General features: G+C 71.1%; 19 protein-coding genes. 10 read left to right on the top strand and 9 right to left on the bottom strand.

The annotated features are described in order from the left end of the window. The first annotated feature begins 1 nt into the window (after position 1). Positions 2–1,261: a UDP-N-acetylglucosamine 1-carboxyvinyltransferase gene (gene murA / locus WB794_RS10665; protein WP_337335829.1), complete on the top strand. Its 1,260-nt coding sequence runs from the start codon at positions 2–4 to the stop codon at positions 1,259–1,261. A 61-nt stretch (positions 1,262–1,322) separates the two neighbouring features. On the opposite strand, the gene WB794_RS10660 is transcribed toward murA, so the two are convergent. From WB794_RS10660 to purM, 4 genes are all read right to left on the bottom strand, one after another. Continuing rightward, positions 1,323–1,526 (bottom strand): dodecin family protein, encoded by a 204-nt coding sequence (locus WB794_RS10660; RefSeq protein WP_337335828.1) that lies wholly within the window; start codon positions 1,524–1,526, stop codon positions 1,323–1,325. A gap of 133 nt (positions 1,527–1,659) precedes the next feature. Then, a complete protein-coding gene (locus tag WB794_RS10655) occupies positions 1,660–2,367 on the bottom strand; it encodes a DUF3108 domain-containing protein (protein WP_337335827.1) in 708 nt (235 codons plus the stop codon). After that, on the bottom strand, positions 2,364–3,026 hold the full coding sequence (gene purN / locus WB794_RS10650; protein ID WP_337335826.1) for a phosphoribosylglycinamide formyltransferase: 663 nt from the start codon (positions 3,024–3,026) through the stop codon (positions 2,364–2,366). The genes WB794_RS10655 and purN overlap by 4 nt, the downstream gene beginning before the upstream one ends. Then, on the bottom strand, positions 3,026–4,078 hold the full coding sequence (purM, locus tag WB794_RS10645; RefSeq protein WP_415926684.1) for a phosphoribosylformylglycinamidine cyclo-ligase: 1,053 nt from the start codon (positions 4,076–4,078) through the stop codon (positions 3,026–3,028). The genes purN and purM overlap by 1 nt, the downstream gene beginning before the upstream one ends. Before the next feature lie 116 nt (positions 4,079–4,194). On the opposite strand from purM, the gene WB794_RS10640 reads away from it, so the two are divergent. From WB794_RS10640 to hda, 3 genes are all read left to right on the top strand, one after another. Then, on the top strand, positions 4,195–5,235 hold the full coding sequence (locus WB794_RS10640) for a DUF2066 domain-containing protein (RefSeq protein WP_337335824.1): 1,041 nt from the start codon (positions 4,195–4,197) through the stop codon (positions 5,233–5,235). Between the two features lie 99 nt (positions 5,236–5,334). After that, positions 5,335–6,528 (top strand): AI-2E family transporter, encoded by a 1,194-nt coding sequence (locus WB794_RS10635; RefSeq protein WP_337335823.1) that lies wholly within the window; start codon positions 5,335–5,337, stop codon positions 6,526–6,528. Between the two features lie 2 nt (positions 6,529–6,530). Further along, positions 6,531–7,247, top strand: a complete 717-nt coding sequence (gene hda / locus WB794_RS10630) for a DnaA regulatory inactivator Hda (protein WP_337335854.1) — start codon at positions 6,531–6,533, stop codon at positions 7,245–7,247. Between the two features lie 9 nt (positions 7,248–7,256). Here hda and WB794_RS10625 read toward each other — a convergent pair whose 3' ends face one another. Continuing rightward, complete coding sequence (locus WB794_RS10625) at positions 7,257–7,664, bottom strand: hypothetical protein (protein WP_337335822.1); 408 nt, start codon at positions 7,662–7,664, stop codon at positions 7,257–7,259. A 72-nt stretch (positions 7,665–7,736) separates the two neighbouring features. On the opposite strand from WB794_RS10625, the gene WB794_RS10620 reads away from it, so the two are divergent. The 6 genes from WB794_RS10620 (at position 7,737) to WB794_RS10595 (ending at position 13,265) form a co-directional block, all read left to right on the top strand. Beyond that, positions 7,737–8,072: an MGMT family protein gene (locus WB794_RS10620; RefSeq protein WP_337335821.1), complete on the top strand. Its 336-nt coding sequence runs from the start codon at positions 7,737–7,739 to the stop codon at positions 8,070–8,072. 52 nt (positions 8,073–8,124) lie between these two features. Next, positions 8,125–8,775, top strand: coding sequence for a rhomboid family intramembrane serine protease (locus tag WB794_RS10615; protein ID WP_337335853.1), 651 nt, complete (start codon positions 8,125–8,127; stop codon positions 8,773–8,775). 101 nt (positions 8,776–8,876) lie between these two features. Beyond that, positions 8,877–9,347: a hypothetical protein gene (locus WB794_RS10610; protein WP_415926683.1), complete on the top strand. Its 471-nt coding sequence runs from the start codon at positions 8,877–8,879 to the stop codon at positions 9,345–9,347. 73 nt (positions 9,348–9,420) lie between these two features. Continuing rightward, complete coding sequence (gene rnr, locus WB794_RS10605; RefSeq protein ID WP_337335819.1) at positions 9,421–11,916, top strand: ribonuclease R; 2,496 nt, start codon at positions 9,421–9,423, stop codon at positions 11,914–11,916. Positions 11,917–11,937: 21 nt separating this feature from the next. Further along, complete coding sequence (gene rlmB, locus WB794_RS10600; RefSeq protein WP_337335818.1) at positions 11,938–12,687, top strand: 23S rRNA (guanosine(2251)-2'-O)-methyltransferase RlmB; 750 nt, start codon at positions 11,938–11,940, stop codon at positions 12,685–12,687. Between the two features lie 98 nt (positions 12,688–12,785). Beyond that, complete coding sequence (locus WB794_RS10595) at positions 12,786–13,265, top strand: glutathione peroxidase (RefSeq protein WP_337335817.1); 480 nt, start codon at positions 12,786–12,788, stop codon at positions 13,263–13,265. Positions 13,266–13,305: 40 nt separating this feature from the next. Here WB794_RS10595 and nth read toward each other — a convergent pair whose 3' ends face one another. Genes nth through WB794_RS10575 form a run of 4 tightly spaced genes read right to left on the bottom strand, consistent with a single transcriptional unit; the run spans position 13,306 to position 15,979 of the window. Next, a complete protein-coding gene (gene nth, locus WB794_RS10590) occupies positions 13,306–13,944 on the bottom strand; it encodes an endonuclease III (protein ID WP_337335816.1) in 639 nt (212 codons plus the stop codon). Continuing rightward, entirely contained in the window at positions 13,941–14,762 is an 822-nt protein-coding gene (locus WB794_RS10585; RefSeq protein WP_337335815.1) for an RnfABCDGE type electron transport complex subunit D, read from the bottom strand. Before WB794_RS10585 ends, nth begins: the two co-directional genes overlap by 4 nt. Then, positions 14,759–15,181, bottom strand: a complete 423-nt coding sequence (locus tag WB794_RS10580) for a 4Fe-4S dicluster domain-containing protein (RefSeq protein ID WP_337335814.1) — start codon at positions 15,179–15,181, stop codon at positions 14,759–14,761. Before WB794_RS10580 ends, WB794_RS10585 begins: the two co-directional genes overlap by 4 nt. A 15-nt stretch (positions 15,182–15,196) precedes the next feature. Beyond that, positions 15,197–15,979, bottom strand: a complete 783-nt coding sequence (locus tag WB794_RS10575; protein ID WP_337335813.1) for an enoyl-CoA hydratase-related protein — start codon at positions 15,977–15,979, stop codon at positions 15,197–15,199. Positions 15,980–16,153: the final 174 nt, after the last annotated feature.

Below are 16,153 nucleotides of genomic sequence, written 5' to 3'. Positions count from 1 at the left end.
CATGACCAAAATCCAGATTTCCGGAGGCATCCCGCTCGAAGGCGAGGTGCAGATTTCCGGTGCCAAGAACGCCGTGTTGCCGATCCTGACCGCGGGCCTGCTCGCCGACGGCCCGGTGGAGATCGGCAATGTGCCGCACCTGCACGATGTCACCACCACCATGGAGCTGCTCGGCCAGATGGGCGTGGACCTCGCCATCGACGATCGCATGCGCATCCAGCTCGATTCGCGTCCGACCAACCGCTTTGTCGCGCCCTACGCGCTGGTCAAGCAGATGCGCGCCTCGATCCTGGTGCTCGGCCCGATGGTGGCTCGCTTCGGGCAGGCGGAGGTTTCGCTGCCGGGCGGCTGCGCGATCGGCTCGCGCCCGGTGGACCTGCACATCAAGGGCCTGCAGGCGATGGGTGCGCAGGTCAGCGTGGAGAACGGCTACATCCGCGCCCGTGCCGACCGCCTGCGCGGTGCGCGCATCGTGATGGACCTGGTGACGGTCACCGGCACCGAAAACCTGCTGATGGCCGCCACCCTTGCGCGCGGCACCACGGTGATCGAGAACGCCGCGCAGGAGCCGGAGGTGGAGGATCTGGCGCACTGCCTGGTGGCGATGGGCGCGAAGATCGACGGCATCGGCACCTCGCGCCTGGTGATCGAGGGTGCGGAGCGGCTGGATGGCTGTCGCTACGACGTGCTGCCCGACCGGATCGAGACCGGCACCTTCCTGGTCGCCGCGGCGATGACCGGCGGGCGCGTGGTGGCGCGGCGCACCCGTGCCGACGTGCTCGACGCGGTGCTGGTGAAGCTGGAGGAAGCCGGCGCGCACATTTCCACCGGCAATGATTCGATCGAGCTGGACATGCGCGGCCGGCGGCCGCGCGCGGTGGACGTGAGCACCGCGCCGTACCCGGCCTTCCCGACCGACATGCAGGCACAGTTCACCGCGCTCAACTGCGTCGCCGAGGGCGTGGGCATGGTGACCGAAACCGTATTCGAGAACCGCTTCATGCACGTGCAGGAGCTGCAGCGCCTGGGCGCGGACATCCGCGTGGACGGGCGCACCGCCATCATCCGCGGCGTGGAGCGGCTCACCGGCGCGCCGATCATGGCAACCGACCTGCGTGCCTCGGCCTCGCTGGTGCTGGCCGGCCTGGTGGCGCAGGGCGAGACCGTGGTCGACCGCATTTACCACATCGACCGCGGCTACGAGAACATCGAGGAAAAGCTCAGCGGCCTGGGCGCGCGGATCCGGCGCCTGCCCGGTTGAATCCGATGCCACGAAAAAGCCCGGCCGTGCGCCGGGCTTTTTCGTGGGCGGGTGCGGTCGTTCACTCGACGATGAAGCTGATCCGCATGTTGACCCGCCACTCGGTCACGCTGCCGTCGGGCTTGGTGACTGCCTTGGTCTCGTTGATCCAGGCGCCCTGGATGTTCTTCACCGATTCCGCTGTCTTGGCGAGACCGCGCTTGACCGCGTCTTCGATGCTCTGGGGAGAGGAAGAACTGATTTCGATGACTTTTGCCACGGACATGGGACACCTCGTGTAAAGGATGGATGCCCGGCACCCCGCTGCGGCGCAACATCCCGCTGCCGCCGGAAGCCGGTTGCCCAAGCATAGCGCCGCAGGCGCGGGCTGCGCGCTGCCGGCGAAGGCCCGGCGGCCGTCAGCGCCGCACCGACACCAGGCGCAGCTCGAAGGCCATGCCGTCGGATTCGGCCTGCAGGATGCGCACCGGCACCCAGCCCTGCCCGATGCCGAACCAGGTCGTGGTGACGCGCCGCGCATCCTCGCGGATGCGCTCGACCTTCATCGCGCGCAGGCGTCCGGCCGGCACCTGGACGGTGTCTTCGCCATCGACCCGGTAGGCCTGGGCCGCAAGCTCCTCGCGATCGACGACCTGGTATTCCAGTTTCCCGCGGCGACCCGCCGCCAGGTCGATCGCCAGCGCCAGGCCCACGGCCTGCTGGTCGATGACCCCGGGCTGTGCGGGAAACTGGTACTCGCCGCGATGGTCGCGGCTGACGATGCCATCGGCCCCGCAATCGACCCGGCGCTCGCGCTTGCGCAGGCCGGTCTGGCGGTAATCGTAGCGGACGCACTGCAGGCCCTCCGCGGTCTCGCGGAAGCGCGAGGTTTCGTCGATGCGCAGTCCCGCCAGCGCCGCCAGGCCCTGGGTTCCCCGCGTGTGCCCTTCCAGCCGCCAGATCCCGTCGCCTTCCGCGGTCAGCGACATGGTGGCGCGCCCTTCGACCGCGCCCGAGCGCAGCACCTCGTACTCGGCGACATAGGGCGACAGCGCCTCCTGCGCGACGGCGGGCGTGGCGGTGAGCGCGAGCAGCGCCGCCAGCGGGAAAAACCGGTGCCGCGTCATGCCCGCAGTCCTTCAAGCGTGGATGGATCGAGCTGCAGCGGTGCGCTTAGCGGCACGCCGCCGTGATGCGGCACGGGGCCGGAGAGATCGAGCGTCCCGCGGGCAATGGCGCGCACGGTGGCCGGCAGCAGCCGGTGCTCGCACGCCAGCACGCGCGCGGCCAGACGCTCGGGCGTGTCGTCCGCTTCGATGGCGATCCGCGATTGGGCCAGCAGCGGGCCGGCGTCGAGGTCGGCGGTGACCACGTGCACGCTGCAGCCGTGCTGCGCGTCGCCGGCGGCCAGCGCACGCGCATGGGTGTCCAGACCCGGATGGAGCGGCAGCAGCGAGGGATGGAGGTTGATCATCGGGATGGCCAGTTGCGACAGCGCTTCGGCGGAAATGATGCGCATGTATCCCGCACAGACGATGAGGTTGGGCTGAACCTCGGCCACGCGGGCGAACAGGCGGGCGTCGTGCGCGGCGCGCGGCTCGTCCGGCCGGCGCGTCACGGCGGCTGCCTCGATATCGGCCTCGCGCGCCAGCGCGAGCGCACCGGCGTCGGCCTGGTCGGAAAAGACCCCGACGATGCGATAGCCCGCGTCCGGCGCGCGGCTCGCGGCCAGCAGCGCGGCCAGATTGCTGCCCCGGCCCGAGGCCAGTACCGCGACGCGCAGCATCAGCCGATCCGCACGCGGCTCTCGCCGGTGGCTGCGACCACTTCACCGATCATGCGATTGGCCAGCCCGGCCTGTGCGAGCGATGCCTGCATGGCCGCCGCTTCGTCGCGGCTGGCGATCACCACGAAGCCGATGCCGCAGTTGAATGTGCGCCACATTTCGGCATTGGCGATGCCGCCTTCGCGCTGGAGCCAGTCGAACACCGGCGGCAGCGCGATCGCGCTGGCCTCGATGGCCACGCCCAGGTCTTCGGGAATCACGCGGATGATGTTTTCGCTCAGCCCGCCGCCGGTGATGTGGGCCAGCGCGTGCGGGGCGTGCGCGGCCAGCAGGGCGAGGACCGGTTTGACGTAGATTTCCGTGGGTGCCATCAGCGCGTCGCCCAGCGTGGTGTCGCCGAGCTGCAGCTCCGGCGCGGCACCGCTGCGCGCCAGCACGCGCCGGATCAGCGAGTAGCCGTTGGAATGCGGGCCGCTCGACGCCACGCCGATGATGGCGTCGCCGGCGCGCACCGCGCCGCCGTCGAGCAGCTTCGACTTTTCCACGCCGCCCACGCAGAACCCGGCCAGGTCGTATTCGCCGGGCGGATACATGTCGGGCATTTCCGCGGTTTCGCCGCCGATCAGGGCGCAGCCGGCGCGCACGCAGCCTTCCACGATGCCGCCCACGACGCGCGCGGCGGTGTCCACGTCGAGCCTGCCGGTGGCGAAATAATCGAGGAAAAACAGCGGCTCGGCACCCTGCACCAGCACGTCGTTGACGCACATGCCGACCAGATCGATGCCGATGGTGTCGTGGCGGTTCCAGTCCTGCGCCAGCTTGAGCTTGGTACCGACGCCGTCAGTGCCCGACACCAGCACCGGCTCGCGGTACCGGTTCGACAGATCGAACAGGGCACCGAAACCGCCCAGCCCGCCCATCACTTCCGGGCGGAAGCTGCGCCGCACCAGCGGCTTGATGCGGTCGACGAGGGCGTTGCCTGCGTCGATGTCGACGCCCGCATCGCGGTAGGTGAGCGGCGGCTTGGCGGCGGACACGGCAGGATCCTGGATGCGGGGGGCGCAATTGTAGCCGCTCGCCCGCGGCATCGTGCGCGGAGGATCGTCCGTTCGTGGACGCTGCGGCCCGCCTTGCGGCACCATGCGCGTCTGACTTCGAGGGTTTCTCCATGGCGCGCGCTTGCTCTTCCTTCCGCCTTTTCCTGCTCGTGCTGCTGGCCATCGCGCCCTGTCTGCCGGCGCTGGCGCAGGTGATCGGTCCGTACGAGGGCGAGGTCGCCGTGGCCAGCCAGTCGGACGCGGACCGTGAGGCGGCGCTGCCGCAGGCCCTCGCCCAAGTGCTGGCCAGGGCCGGGGCCGCGCCCGATGCTACGCATGGCGCGGATGCTGCGGGCCTGCTGCAGCAGTATCGCTACCGCCAGGAGGTGGTGGATGTGGACGGCGTGCCGACCCGCCGCCTGTACCTGATCGCGCGCTTCGACGCCGCCGGCGTCCAGCACCTGCTGGCGGCCGGCGGCGGGGTCGCGGCACCGCCGCGGCGCGTCCAGGCGATCCTGTGGCTGGCGATCGACGATGGTTCCGGCGCGCGCATCGTGTCGCAGTCGGCCGCCGCGGCGGTGCTGCCGCTGACTACCCGCGCCAGCCAGCGCGGTCTGCGCCTGCGCCTGCCGGCCTGGGACGCCCGGGATCAGGCCGCCGTCCGGGCGCTGGATCTGGCCGGCGAGGACAGCTACGCCGTCGACACGGCCACGCGACGCTACGGCGGACCGGCGCTGATCGGCTGGCTGCGGCGCGACGGCGGCGGCTGGGTGGTCGACTGGCGCCTGCGCGACGGGGAAAGCGAGATCGGGCGCTGGCAGAACCGTGATCCGCAGGCTGCCGCGGTGCTGGCCGCGGGAGCGGACGGCGCGGCCGATGCGCTGGTGCGGCGGCTGGCGCAGGTGACGCTTTCCGGCCCGGCCGGAACCTACCGCATCGTGGTGCAGGGGCTGGGGAGCGCCGCCGACTACGCCCGCGTGCTCGCCACCCTGCGCCGTCAGACCATCGTGCGCGCGGTGTCGCCGGTCGCACTGGCGGCGGATCGGGTGGAGCTGGATGTGGAACTGGGCGCGGGCGTGGGCAGCCTTGCGCAACTGCTGGCGGGCGGCCCGCTGGAGTCGACCTCGGTCGGCGACCAGCGCGCGCCCAGCGTGTTCAGCTTGCGCCGCTGACGGCGGCGGCAGGGCCATCCATGATCACGCGAAGTCACGCGCGCACCGGCGGGACCGTCAATGCCTGACAGAGCTGTCGATGAATCCGTGGAGAAGGCGATGAGCGACAAGCACAAGTGGCAACTGGCTGCGCTGGTGCTCGGGATCGGCCTGCTGCTGTGGGCGCTCGGTCCGGTGCTGACGCCGTTCGTGATCGCCGCGCTGCTCGCCTACCTTGGCGATCCGATGGTGGATCGGCTGGAGCGGTTGCGCTTGTCGCGCACCGGAGCGGTCGTCATCGTGTTCCTGCTGATGACCCTGGCTCTGGTGGGCGTGGTGCTGCTGCTGATCCCGCTGCTGGAGCGGCAGGTTTCGACCTTCATCGACCAGTTCCCGCGCTATCGCGAGTGGTTCACCGGCACCGTGCTGCCCTGGATCACCGAGCGCACCGGCGTGGAAATCGAGGGATTCGACCTCGAATACCTCTACGGCATGTTGCGCGACCACTGGAAACAGGCGGGCGGATTCGCCGCCACGGTGCTGGGCGGCATCTCGCGCTCGGGCATGGTGATCATCGGCTGGCTGGTGAACCTGGCGCTGATCCCGGTGGTGGCCTTCTACCTGCTGCGCGACTGGGACGTGATGGTGGAGAAGATCCGCCTGCTGATCCCGCGCCGGATCGAGCCCGTGATCTCGCGCCTGTCGCGCGAGGCCGACAGCGTGCTCGGCGGCTTTCTGCGCGGCCAGCTCAGCGTCATGGTGGCGCTGGGGGCGATCTATTCGATCGGGCTGTGGATGGTGGGCATCGATCTGGCGCTCCTGATCGGAATGGTGGCCGGACTGGTGAGCTTCATTCCCTACCTCGGAGCCATCGTGGGCGTGGGTGCCGGCCTGATCGCGGCGATGGTGCAGCACGGCGACCTCACCCACGTGCTGCTGGTGGGGCTGGTGTTCGCGGTCGGGCAGACGCTCGAAAGCGTGGTGCTGACGCCGTTCCTGGTCGGAGACCGGATCGGCATGCACCCGGTGGCGGTGATCTTTGCGGTGATGGCCGGCGGCCAGCTCTTCGGCTTCGTCGGCGTGCTGGTGGCGCTGCCGGTGGCTGCCGTGGTGATGGTGATCCTGCGCTACCTGTATCAGGAGTACACCGCGAGCCGGCTGTATGCCGGGGAGCATCCGCCACCGGACGGGCCGTCGCCTCCCGCGGGCGAACCGCCACCGATCAGGCGCAAGGCGAACCCGCGCGGGCGCAGGCGGCGCGGGCGTCGTGCGGAGACCGATCCGGGCACCGATCCGGGCGGATCGGGCGCGTGAGCCTGACGCCGCAGCTGCCGCTGGCGCTGCGCCCGGCACCCGACTTCCGTTTCGAAACCTTCGTCGGCGCGCCCGAGGTGCCCGCCCGCCTGCGCGCAATGGCCGCGGGCGAGCCGGGTTTCGTGTTGCTGTCCGGGCCCGAGGGCAGCGGCAAGACCCACCTCGCCATCGCCACCGCGCAGGCCGCGGCGGCGGCGGGTCTGGCGGTGCAATACGTGCCGCTGGTGCGGCTGCAGGGGCGGGTGGAACAGGGGTTGGCGGGTCTGGACCGGCTCGGCCTGGCGGTGCTCGATGGGCTCGACGCGGTGCTCGGCGCGCGTGCCGACGAGGTCGCGCTGTTCGATTTCCACAACCGCTGCCAGGCCGCCGGCTGCGCGGTGCTCTATGTGGCGCGCCAGACGCCGGCGGGGCTGGCGGTGGACCTGCCGGATCTGCGCTCGCGCCTGGGCCAGTGCATCCAGCTCACCCTGCCGCGCAGCGACGATGCGCTGCGCACGGCGATCCTGCAGCGCAAGGCGCAGGATCGCGGCTGGGTGCTCGACGAGGCGGCGGTCGGCTACCTGCTGCGTCGCGTCGGGCGCGACATGGCCTCGCTGGTGGCCCTGCTCGAGCAGCTGGATCGGGTCAGCCTGGCCGAGCAGCGCCGCGTCACGGTGCCGCTCATCCGCGCTTTCCTGCAGCAGGCCGGGGACGGCGGCGAGGCGACGGGCGCGCCGTGACGGCGGCCCTCAGAACAGATCGCCACCCGCCGAAAAGCTGCGCTCCATGCGGTCGCCCAGACCGCCGATCTCCAGCACGATCCGGTCCACTTCCGCCGCGGTGAGCGAGGCGTAGGGGCGGTTCTCGCACAGGTTGAGGTAGGGTACGCCGTCGAGGTCGGACAGGGCGAGGTAGCCCACCCGCTGCGCCCAGTTGAAGTGCAGGGCGCGCCGCGCATCGACCCCGGTGATGGGCGCGATCGCGGTGCTGACGCGAAGGAAGGGGCGCGCGTCGTCGTCCTGCATCTCGGTCAGGTAGATGGTCTGCCGGCGCGCGCCCTGGTCGAGCGACAGTTCCACCCCCAGAAGGTAGGGATCGTTGGTTCGGACCGTGTAGTGGGCAAGGACGTGGGCGCGGATCTGCTCGAAATTCTGCATGGCGACGATGGCTGGAAAAGGCAGCGGGTATTCTAGCCGCCCTTGCGCTCTTCCCCGCCACGAGGCCGATGCATGCCCCCGACCGAAGCCGAAACGCGCCGGCGACGGATTCTGGCCGCGATCCACGACGTGCCGACGGGCCGCACCGCCAGCTATGGCCAGATCGCGCGCCGCGCCGGCTTTCCGCGCTGCGCCCGGCTGGTGGCGCGAATCCTGTCCGACGCCGGCGAAGCGCTGCCCTGGCACCGGATCGTGCGCGCCGACGGCCGCATCGCCTTTCCGCCGGGATCGGCGGCCTTCGACGAACAGGTCGCGCGCCTGCGCGGCGAGGGCGTCGCGGTGGCCAACGGCCGGGTGCGGCCGACGGACGACGCGGAAACCTGGCTGGACCGGGTGCTCTGGGGCTGAACCGCGCCGCCCGCGTAGAATGCCCCTTCTTTCGCAAGCCGGTTCCATCGACATGTTCGACAACGTGCCACCGATCACGCGTGCGCTGCTGATCGCCAACGTTTTGCTGTTCCTGGCCACGATGGGGCTGGGCGAGGCGCGCTTCCTCGATCTGATGCTCTGGCCGATGGGCGACTTCCCCGTGCGCCTGCCGGACGGCTCCACCGGACTGGTCGGCTTCCTGCCCTGGCAGCTTGTGACCTACGGGTTCCTGCACGGCGGCATGACCCACCTGTTCTTCAACATGTTCGCGCTGTGGATGTTCGGCGGTCCGCTGGAGGCGACCTGGGGCAGCCGCCGCTTTCTGCAGTACTACCTCGTCTGCGTCGTGGGCGCGGGCCTGGTGCAGCTGCTCGTGGCCACCGCCGCGGTCAACGGCGGGCTGGGCGCGTACCCGACGGTCGGTGCCTCGGGCGGCGTGTTCGGCCTGCTGCTGGCCTATGGAATGCTGTTTCCCAACCACCGCCTGATGCTGCTGTTCCCGCCGATCCCGATGCGGGCGCGCACCTTCGTGATCGCCTACGGCCTGCTCGAACTGTTCCTGGGCGTGACCGGCACCGCGCCTGGTGTCGCGCACTTCGCCCACCTGGGCGGCATGGCCTTCGGCTTCCTGCTGATCCAGTACTGGCGCGGGCGCTGGCCGTTTCGCCGGAAGCGGCAATGAGGTGACGGGCTTCACGAATCGATCCCGAGTCATTGTCGCAAGTACCCGCAGCGCCTAGACTTGCACCGGGACTGCTCAGGGACGTGGCGATGTTCAGGACGATGATGACGGGTGCGGTGCTGCTGGCGGCCATGGCCTTGACCGGCGAGGCTGCCGCGATCAGCTGCGACAGCGAGCTCGGGCAGCCGCTGCCGGTGCGCACCACGCCGGTGCCGCCGCTGTACTCGGGCATGCTCGGCCGCCCGGCGGCGCTGGCCGCGCCGCGCACGCTGCTGGCCGAGAGTCGCGATGAATCGCTGGCGCTCGACGTGGTGCTGATGCGGCTGCGCCTGGAAGCCTGCGCCGCGCAGCCCAAGGACGAGTTCGCCAACTACGTGCCCAAGACCGAGTTCGACAACACGCCGTATCGGTTCAACATGGACAAGGGCAAGAAGTTTACCGCAGCCGAGTTCGACGCCTGGATGAAGAGCCGCGGCGTGCGCGTGGTGCAGGCGCGGCCAGCGGCCGCGGGCGCGACACCTGCCGCCGCCATCGAGGCCGCCGCGCCGCAAACCGCCACGGTTGCCGACTGAGCCAGGCCGACCGCAGTCTGCTGCCCGCGCGCCGGCGCACAGGCCGGCAGGCCGCACGTAGTAACATGTGCGGATGACGAAAACGACGAGCAGCCGGCGCGGGAAGTCCGGCAAAGACGCGCCACAGCGCCCCGGCTGGATGCCCGAATCGCTGGTGCGTGCCGAAGCCGGTGAAAAGGCCGCGCCTGGTCCAAAGCGCACGCGCGCCGCCGGCAGCGCGAAAACGCCTCCGGCCGCGCCGAAGAAGGCCCGCCCCGATGACGAGCGCGCGCGGCCTCCGCGCCGCAAATCCGATGCCTTGCCGCCGCCCGCCGCGTCTGCCGACCGGCGCGCGGCGAAACCGTCCCGCGCCGCGCCTGTGCCTGATCGCTATGCCGAGCGCGAGGCGCTGCGCTACGAGCGGCCGATCGCCAGTCGCGAGGCGATCCTGGCCTTGGTGGATGCGGCCGACGGGCCGCAGTCGATCGAGCACCTGGCCGAGCAGCTGGGGCTGACCGCACCCGACCGCTTCGAGGCGCTCAGCCGGCGCCTTGCCGCCATGCTGCGCGACGGCCAGCTGCACGTGAACCGCCGCGGTGGTTACGTTCCGGCGCAGAAGACCGCGCTGATCGCCGGCACGGTCACGGCCAACCCGGAAGGTTTCGGCTTCCTGCGTCCGGAAGCCGGCGGCGAGGATCTGTTCCTGCCGCCGCGCGAGATGCGCAAGGTGTTCCACGGCGACCGCGTGCTGGTCAACGTGGTCAACGTCGATGCGCGCGGGCGGCGCGAAGGCAGCATCGTCGAAGTGCTCGAGCGCCGCGTGACGCGCCTGGTCGGCCGCTATGACGAACGCGCCGGCATCGGCCACGTCAGCCCCGATGATCGCCGTCTGCTGCAGGAGGTGATGATCCCGCCCGAGGCGCGCCTGGGTGCCCGGCCCGGGCAGCTGGTGGTGTGCGAGGTGGTGGAGCCGCCGGCGCACGGACGCCCGCCGATCGGCCGCGTGCTGACGGTGCTGGGCGACGCGCTCACGCCTTCGCTGGTGGTGGAGGTGGCGATCCACGGCCGCGGGCTGCCGCACGTTTTCCCCGATGCGGTGCTGGAACAGGCGGCCGCGGTCCCGCAGGAGGTGCCGGCCGAGGTGGCCGGCGCGCGCGTCGACCTGCGCGCGCTGCCGCTGGTGACCATCGACGGCGAGGACGCGCGCGACTTCGACGATGCGGTCTGGTGCGAGCCCAACCGCGACGGCTTCCGCCTGATAGTGGCGATCGCCGACGTGTCGCACTACGTCCAGCCCGGTGCGGCGCTGGACGAGGAGGCGCAGAACCGCGCCACCTCGGTGTATTTCCCCGGTTTCGTGATCCCGATGCTGCCGCAGACGCTGTCCAACGGCATCTGCTCGCTGCGCCCGGACGAGGACCGCCTGTGTTTCGTCTGCGACATGCAGGTCGATCGCAACGGCGAGGTCACGCACTCGACGTTCCACGAGGCGGTGATGCGCTCGCACGCGCGCCTGACCTATGCCCAGGTCTGGAGCGCGGTCGGCGAGGATGACCCGGACGCCATCGCCGAGGTCGGTGCTCGCATGCCGCAGCTGCGCCACCTGCACCAGCTCTACCGGCTGCTCGCCCGCGCGCGCGCGGCGCGCGGGGCGATCGAGTTCGAGACCAGCGAGGTGCACTTCCTGCTGGGGCCGGGCGGCGAGGTGGTGCAGGGCGGCATGAGCGAGCGCAACGATGCGCACAAGCTGATCGAGGAATGCATGATCGCGGCCAACGTCGAGGCCGCGCGCTTCCTGCTGAAGAAGCAGATCCCCGCGCCGTACCGCGTGCACGACCGTCCGCCCGAACAGAAGTACGCCGAGCTGCAGGAGTTCCTGACCGAGTTCAAGCTCTCGATGCCGCCCTGGAACAAGGTGCACCCGCGTGATTTCACCGCGCTGCTCAAGAAGGTCCGCAAGCGCGCCGACGGTGCCCTGATCGAATCGGTGCTGCTGCGCTCGCAGAGTCTGGCGAGCTATGCCACCCAGAACATCGGCCACTTCGGCCTGGCGCTGGAGGCCTACGCGCACTTCACCTCGCCGATCCGGCGCTACGCCGATCTCCTCGTGCATCGCGCGCTCAAGCACGCGCTGGGCGGCGGGCGTGCCACCGACTTCCGCTACGCCCCGCACGACATGGCCAGCCTGTGCCTGCAGTGTTCCGAGCGCAGCCGCCGCGCCGAGGAGGCCGAGCGCGAAGTCGACGAGCGCTACCGCGCGGCCTGGATGGAGCAGCATGTGGGCGGCGAGTTCGACGGCATCGTCTCGGGCGTCACCTCGTTCGGCCTGTTCGTGGAAATGACCGAATCCCGCGTCACCGGGCTGGTGCACGTGACCCAGTTGCCCAACGACTGGTATCACTTCGACCCGGTGCGCAAGCGCCTGGCCGGCGAGCGCACCGGCGCGGCCTGGCGTCAGGGCGACGCGGTGCGCGTGCTGGTGCTGCGCGCCAGCATCGAGGATCGCCGCATCGACCTGCGTCTGGCACCGGAGAAATCCGCGCCCGCGCCGGCGCGCACAACCCGCGCCAAACGCCGCACGGCGTCCTGAGCCCATCGAGAGTGATTTTCCATGGCTGACAACGACCGCTGGATCGCCGGCATCAACGCCGCCGCCAGCGTGCTCGAGCACGAGGCGATCAGCGTGCTCGAGGTGATGATCGAGGCGCGCGCGCGCAACCCGCGCCTGGCCGAGCTGGCCGAGCGCGCGCGTGGCGAGGGCATCGCGGTGCGCAGCGTCGGCAGCGAGGTGCTCGACCGGATGTCGGGCGGCGTGCGCCACCAGGGCATCGTGCTGCGCTGCGCCGCCGCGCGCAGCCTCGACGAGAACGACCTCATGGCGCTGCTCGAAGCTTCCGAGCGACCGCTGCTGCTGGTGCTCGACGGCGTGCAGGACCCACACAACCTCGGTGCCTGCCTGCGCAGCGCCGCGGCCGCAGGGGTCACCGCGGTGGTGCTTCCCAAGGACCGCAGCGCGCCGGTCAACGCCACCGTGCACAAGACCTCCGCCGGTGCCGCCGACCGCATTGCGGTGGTGCGCGTCACCAACCTCGCGCGCACGCTGGAGTCGCTCAAGCAGGCCGGCGTCTGGTTCGTGGGGCTGGATGGGGAGGCGGAAGCGAGCCTGTATGCCATGGACCTTCGCGGGGCGGTGGGCATCGTGATGGGTGGCGAGGGCGAAGGCATGCGGCGGCTGACGCGCGAGCGCTGCGATTTTCTTGCGCGCATTCCGATGCCGGGCGAAATGGAAAGCCTCAATGTCTCGGTCGCGACCGGCATCGCGCTGTTCGAGGCGATGCGCCAGCGCCAGGCGGCGGGCTGATCGCGCGCCGTTCGTCGGGTTTCCGGCGGGACGGTGCGGGACGAGTGGTGGTGAGGGCGTAAGCTGCCGCGATCCTGCGGCGATACCGGAGTCTTTCGATGGCATCCATCTATGATTTCACCGCGGACGACATCAACGGCGTCGCGCGCTCGCTCGAGCTGTGGCGCGGCCAGGTGCTGCTGATCGTGAACGTCGCCTCCAAGTGCGGCTTCACTCCGCAGTACGAGGGGCTCGAAGCGCTGCATGCGGCCCATTCCGGACGCGGGTTCGCGGTGCTGGGCTTTCCCTGCAACCAGTTCGGCCACCAGGAGCCGGGCGATGCCGAGGAAATCAAGCGCTTCTGCAGCCTGACCTACGGCGTCACCTTCCCGATGTTTTCCCGCATCGAGGTCAACGGCCCCAACGCCCACCCGCTGTACCGCTGGCTCAAGGGCCAGAAGCCCGGCCTTCTGGGCAGCGAGGCGATCAAGTGGAACTTCACCAAGTTCCTGGTCGATCGCGACGGCCGGGTGCGGCATCGCTACGCGCCGATGGATGCGCCGGAGAAGCTGGAGAAGGACATCCTCGCGCTGCTGTGATCGGCGCGCAGCGGGCGCGCTGAAGCAGGCGGCGGCTGGCTCAGTCGCCGCGGGTCTTGTCCGGCCAGGCGCACAGATCGGCGATGACGCAGTCCGGGCAGCGCGGCCGGCGCGCCGTGCAGACGTAGCGCCCGTGCAGGATGAGCCAGTGGTGGGCATCCTTGCGGTAGGTCGCCGGCACGTTGCGCAGCAGCTTGCGCTCCACCTCGTCCACGTTTTTTCCGCGCGCCAGCCCGGTGCGGTTGGCGACGCGGAAGATGTGGGTATCGACCGCGATGGTCGGTTCGCCGAAGGCCACGTTCAGCACCACGTTGGCGGTCTTGCGCCCGACGCCGGGCAGCGCTTCGAGCGCGTCGCGGTCGGACGGCACCTCGCCGCCGTGGCGTTCGAGCAGGAGCCGGCTGGTGGCGATGATGTTCTTCGCCTTGGCATTGAACAGGCCGATGGTGGCGATGTGGCGCCGAAGCCCCTCCTCGCCCAGATCGAGCATGGCCTGGGGCGTGTTGGCGACCGGAAACAGCCGCCGGGTGGCCTTGTTGACGCCCACGTCGGTGGCCTGCGCCGACAGGATCACCGCCACCAGCAACTCGAACGGCGTGCGGTACTCCAGCTCGGTTTCGGGCCGGGGATTGAGTTCGGCCAGGCGGCGGAACAGTTCGGTGCGATCGGCGGGTTTCATGGGGTGCTTTCGATGGCGGCGCGCGGCGGCAGAGTCAGGCGTTCGATCCACGGCGTCAGCGCGCAGGCCAGCACGACCGCGGCACCCAGCGCGACCGGCGGCGCGCCCAGCAGCCAGGCCATCGCGGTGCCGGTGCCCGCCAGTGCCGCCACCGCGCGGCGTCCCTGCGCCGTGCTCGGCAGGTGGCGCGATTCGCCCAGCAGGAATCCGGCCGCGAGCGCCGCGCTGACGACGCCCGCCGCCGGCAGCGCGCCGACGGCGCAGGCGAAGGCGACGGGCAGGGCGAAGGCCAGCATGGGCGAAGCACGCAGCAGGCCGAGAGCCGCCAGAGCCAATGCGCCGCCCAGCCAGACGCCCGATACCAGCAGGGCGTCGGGCAGCAGCATGCGGTCCGGCGCGAGCGTGCCGCCGGCTGCCTGCGCCAGTGCCGTGGCGACGGCCAGCGCGAGCGCGGCGGGTGGAAACGGATTTGCCGCGACGCCGCCGAGCAGGCGCGCCGCGACCAGGCTCGCAGCGAGCGCCAGCGCGGCCATCCACGTCGGGGCCGCTGCGGGCCAGAGTGCCGCAACGAGCAGCGCCGTGGCCAGCGCGTGGATCAGGTCGACGGCCGCGCTGCTGCGGCCGGTGCTGCCATTCGGAACGCGCCGCAACGCGGTGGCGGCGGCCAACGCAACGGCGCACAGCGCGATGCAGCGCGCCGGCAGGAACGGATCGAGTCGTTCGGCCTGCAGCGCCAGTGCCGGCAGCATGGCCGCCAGCACGCAGGCGGCGCGGCGTGTGGGCGTGCCGCGCCATGCCGGCAGCGCCGAGGCGCTCATGCCCCGTCCCGGGGTGCGGGTTTGCGTCGCGCCCGGGAGCGGGCCAGCGCCGCCGCGACCGCCTGGGCCGAGGCGTTGGCGGCGCGCTGGCGTTCGCGTTCGACGGCCTGTTCCTCGCGCGCGCGCGCCAGGCGCGCCTCGCGCTGCGTGTAGCGTACGCGCGAGGCGGCGGAAAAGTCGCTGCGCTGGCGCGCGAGCCGCAGCTCGTCGCGCGCCGCGGCGAACAGCGCGGCCAGCGGAATGGCGCTCGGACAGTGCGCGTCGCAGGCAGCGCAGCCGGTGCAGTCATTCAATCCCAGCGACTGCGCTTCGTCCGGCGCCTCGCGGCGCAGCGCGGCGAGGACGCGCTGCGGGTGGACGCCGGCCGGGCAGGCCGGCGCGCACTCGCCGCAGCGGATGCAGGGCTGGGACGCGACCACGACCGGCCCGCGCGCTCAGCGCCCGGTGAAGGCGGGCTTGCGCCGCTCCAGGAAGGCGCGGGTGCCTTCGCGCATGTCCTCGGTGGAGGCCGAGGTGGCGAACGCCTGGGCTTCGTAGTCGAGCCCGGTCACCAGATCGGCCTCGCCGCCCAGGATCACCGCGTCGAGCACGCCGCGCAGGGCTTCGGGTGCGGACGCCGCCAACTGCTCGGCCAGCGCCAGAGTCTCCGATTCCAGCGCCTCGGGTGCCACCACGCGGTTGACGAGGTTGAGCTGGTAGGCACGTGCGGCGTCGATCTGGACACCGGTCAGGCACAGCTCCAGGGTCGCGCCGCGGCCGGTGACGCGCAGCAGGCGCTGGGTGCCGCCGAAGCCGGGCAGCACGCCAAGGTTGACCTCGGGCTGGCCCAGGCGCGCCTTTTCGCTGGCGATGCGCAGGTGGCAGGCCAGTGCCAGCTCCATGCCGCCGCCGAGCGCATAGCCGCTGATCTGCGCGATCACCGGTTTGCCGAGGGTTTCCACGGTGCGCATGGTGCGCTGGCCGCGCCGCGCGAAATCGCGCGCCTGCACCGGGGTGACGGTGGCCAGTTCGGAAATGTCGGCCCCGGCCACGAAGGCCTTCTCGCCCGCGCCGCGCAGGATCACCGCGCGTACCGAGCCATCGGTGCCGGCGTCCTCGAAGGCGCGGGTGAGCTCGTCGAGCGTGGCCGCGTTGAGCGCGTTGAGCTTGTCGGGGCGGTTGACGGTGATGCGGCGCACCGCGCCGAGGTTTTCGATGAGGAGGTTCACGAAGGCCACTGGGATACCCGCAAAGGTGGAATGCCGGCCGCCGATTGTAGCCGCTCAGCCTCCGCGCCGATGGCCGCGTGCACGCCGGTGAAACTTTCCGCCCGCTGTACGGTCTTTCGATCCCGTGTCGGGCGGGCAATCCGGGTACTGGCGATTCGCGGTACGCGTCGCTATCCTTGCGCG

It is taken from the genome of Denitratimonas tolerans (genome assembly GCF_037203605.1).
Classification (GTDB): domain Bacteria; phylum Pseudomonadota; class Gammaproteobacteria; order Xanthomonadales; family Xanthomonadaceae; genus Denitratimonas; species Denitratimonas tolerans.
Note: the sequence above shows the minus strand (reverse complement) of the source record. Positions and strands in the feature narration are given on the sequence as shown.

Coding starts and splice junctions, on each gene's coding strand:
- murA (WP_337335829.1), top strand. CDS start 2: ATGACCAAAATCCAGATTTCCGGAGGCATCCCGCTCGAAGGCGAGGTG.
- WB794_RS10660 (WP_337335828.1), bottom strand. CDS start 1,526: ATGTCCGTGGCAAAAGTCATCGAAATCAGTTCTTCCTCTCCCCAGAGC.
- WB794_RS10655 (WP_337335827.1), bottom strand. CDS start 2,367: ATGACGCGGCACCGGTTTTTCCCGCTGGCGGCGCTGCTCGCGCTCACC.
- purN (WP_337335826.1), bottom strand. CDS start 3,026: ATGCTGCGCGTCGCGGTACTGGCCTCGGGCCGGGGCAGCAATCTGGCC.
- WB794_RS10640 (WP_337335824.1), top strand. CDS start 4,195: ATGGCGCGCGCTTGCTCTTCCTTCCGCCTTTTCCTGCTCGTGCTGCTG.
- WB794_RS10635 (WP_337335823.1), top strand. CDS start 5,335: ATGAGCGACAAGCACAAGTGGCAACTGGCTGCGCTGGTGCTCGGGATC.
- WB794_RS10625 (WP_337335822.1), bottom strand. CDS start 7,664: ATGCAGAATTTCGAGCAGATCCGCGCCCACGTCCTTGCCCACTACACG.
- WB794_RS10620 (WP_337335821.1), top strand. CDS start 7,737: ATGCCCCCGACCGAAGCCGAAACGCGCCGGCGACGGATTCTGGCCGCG.
- WB794_RS10615 (WP_337335853.1), top strand. CDS start 8,125: ATGTTCGACAACGTGCCACCGATCACGCGTGCGCTGCTGATCGCCAAC.
- WB794_RS10610 (WP_415926683.1), top strand. CDS start 8,877: ATGATGACGGGTGCGGTGCTGCTGGCGGCCATGGCCTTGACCGGCGAG.
- rnr (WP_337335819.1), top strand. CDS start 9,421: ATGACGAAAACGACGAGCAGCCGGCGCGGGAAGTCCGGCAAAGACGCG.
- rlmB (WP_337335818.1), top strand. CDS start 11,938: ATGGCTGACAACGACCGCTGGATCGCCGGCATCAACGCCGCCGCCAGC.
- WB794_RS10595 (WP_337335817.1), top strand. CDS start 12,786: ATGGCATCCATCTATGATTTCACCGCGGACGACATCAACGGCGTCGCG.
- nth (WP_337335816.1), bottom strand. CDS start 13,944: ATGAAACCCGCCGATCGCACCGAACTGTTCCGCCGCCTGGCCGAACTC.
- WB794_RS10585 (WP_337335815.1), bottom strand. CDS start 14,762: ATGAGCGCCTCGGCGCTGCCGGCATGGCGCGGCACGCCCACACGCCGC.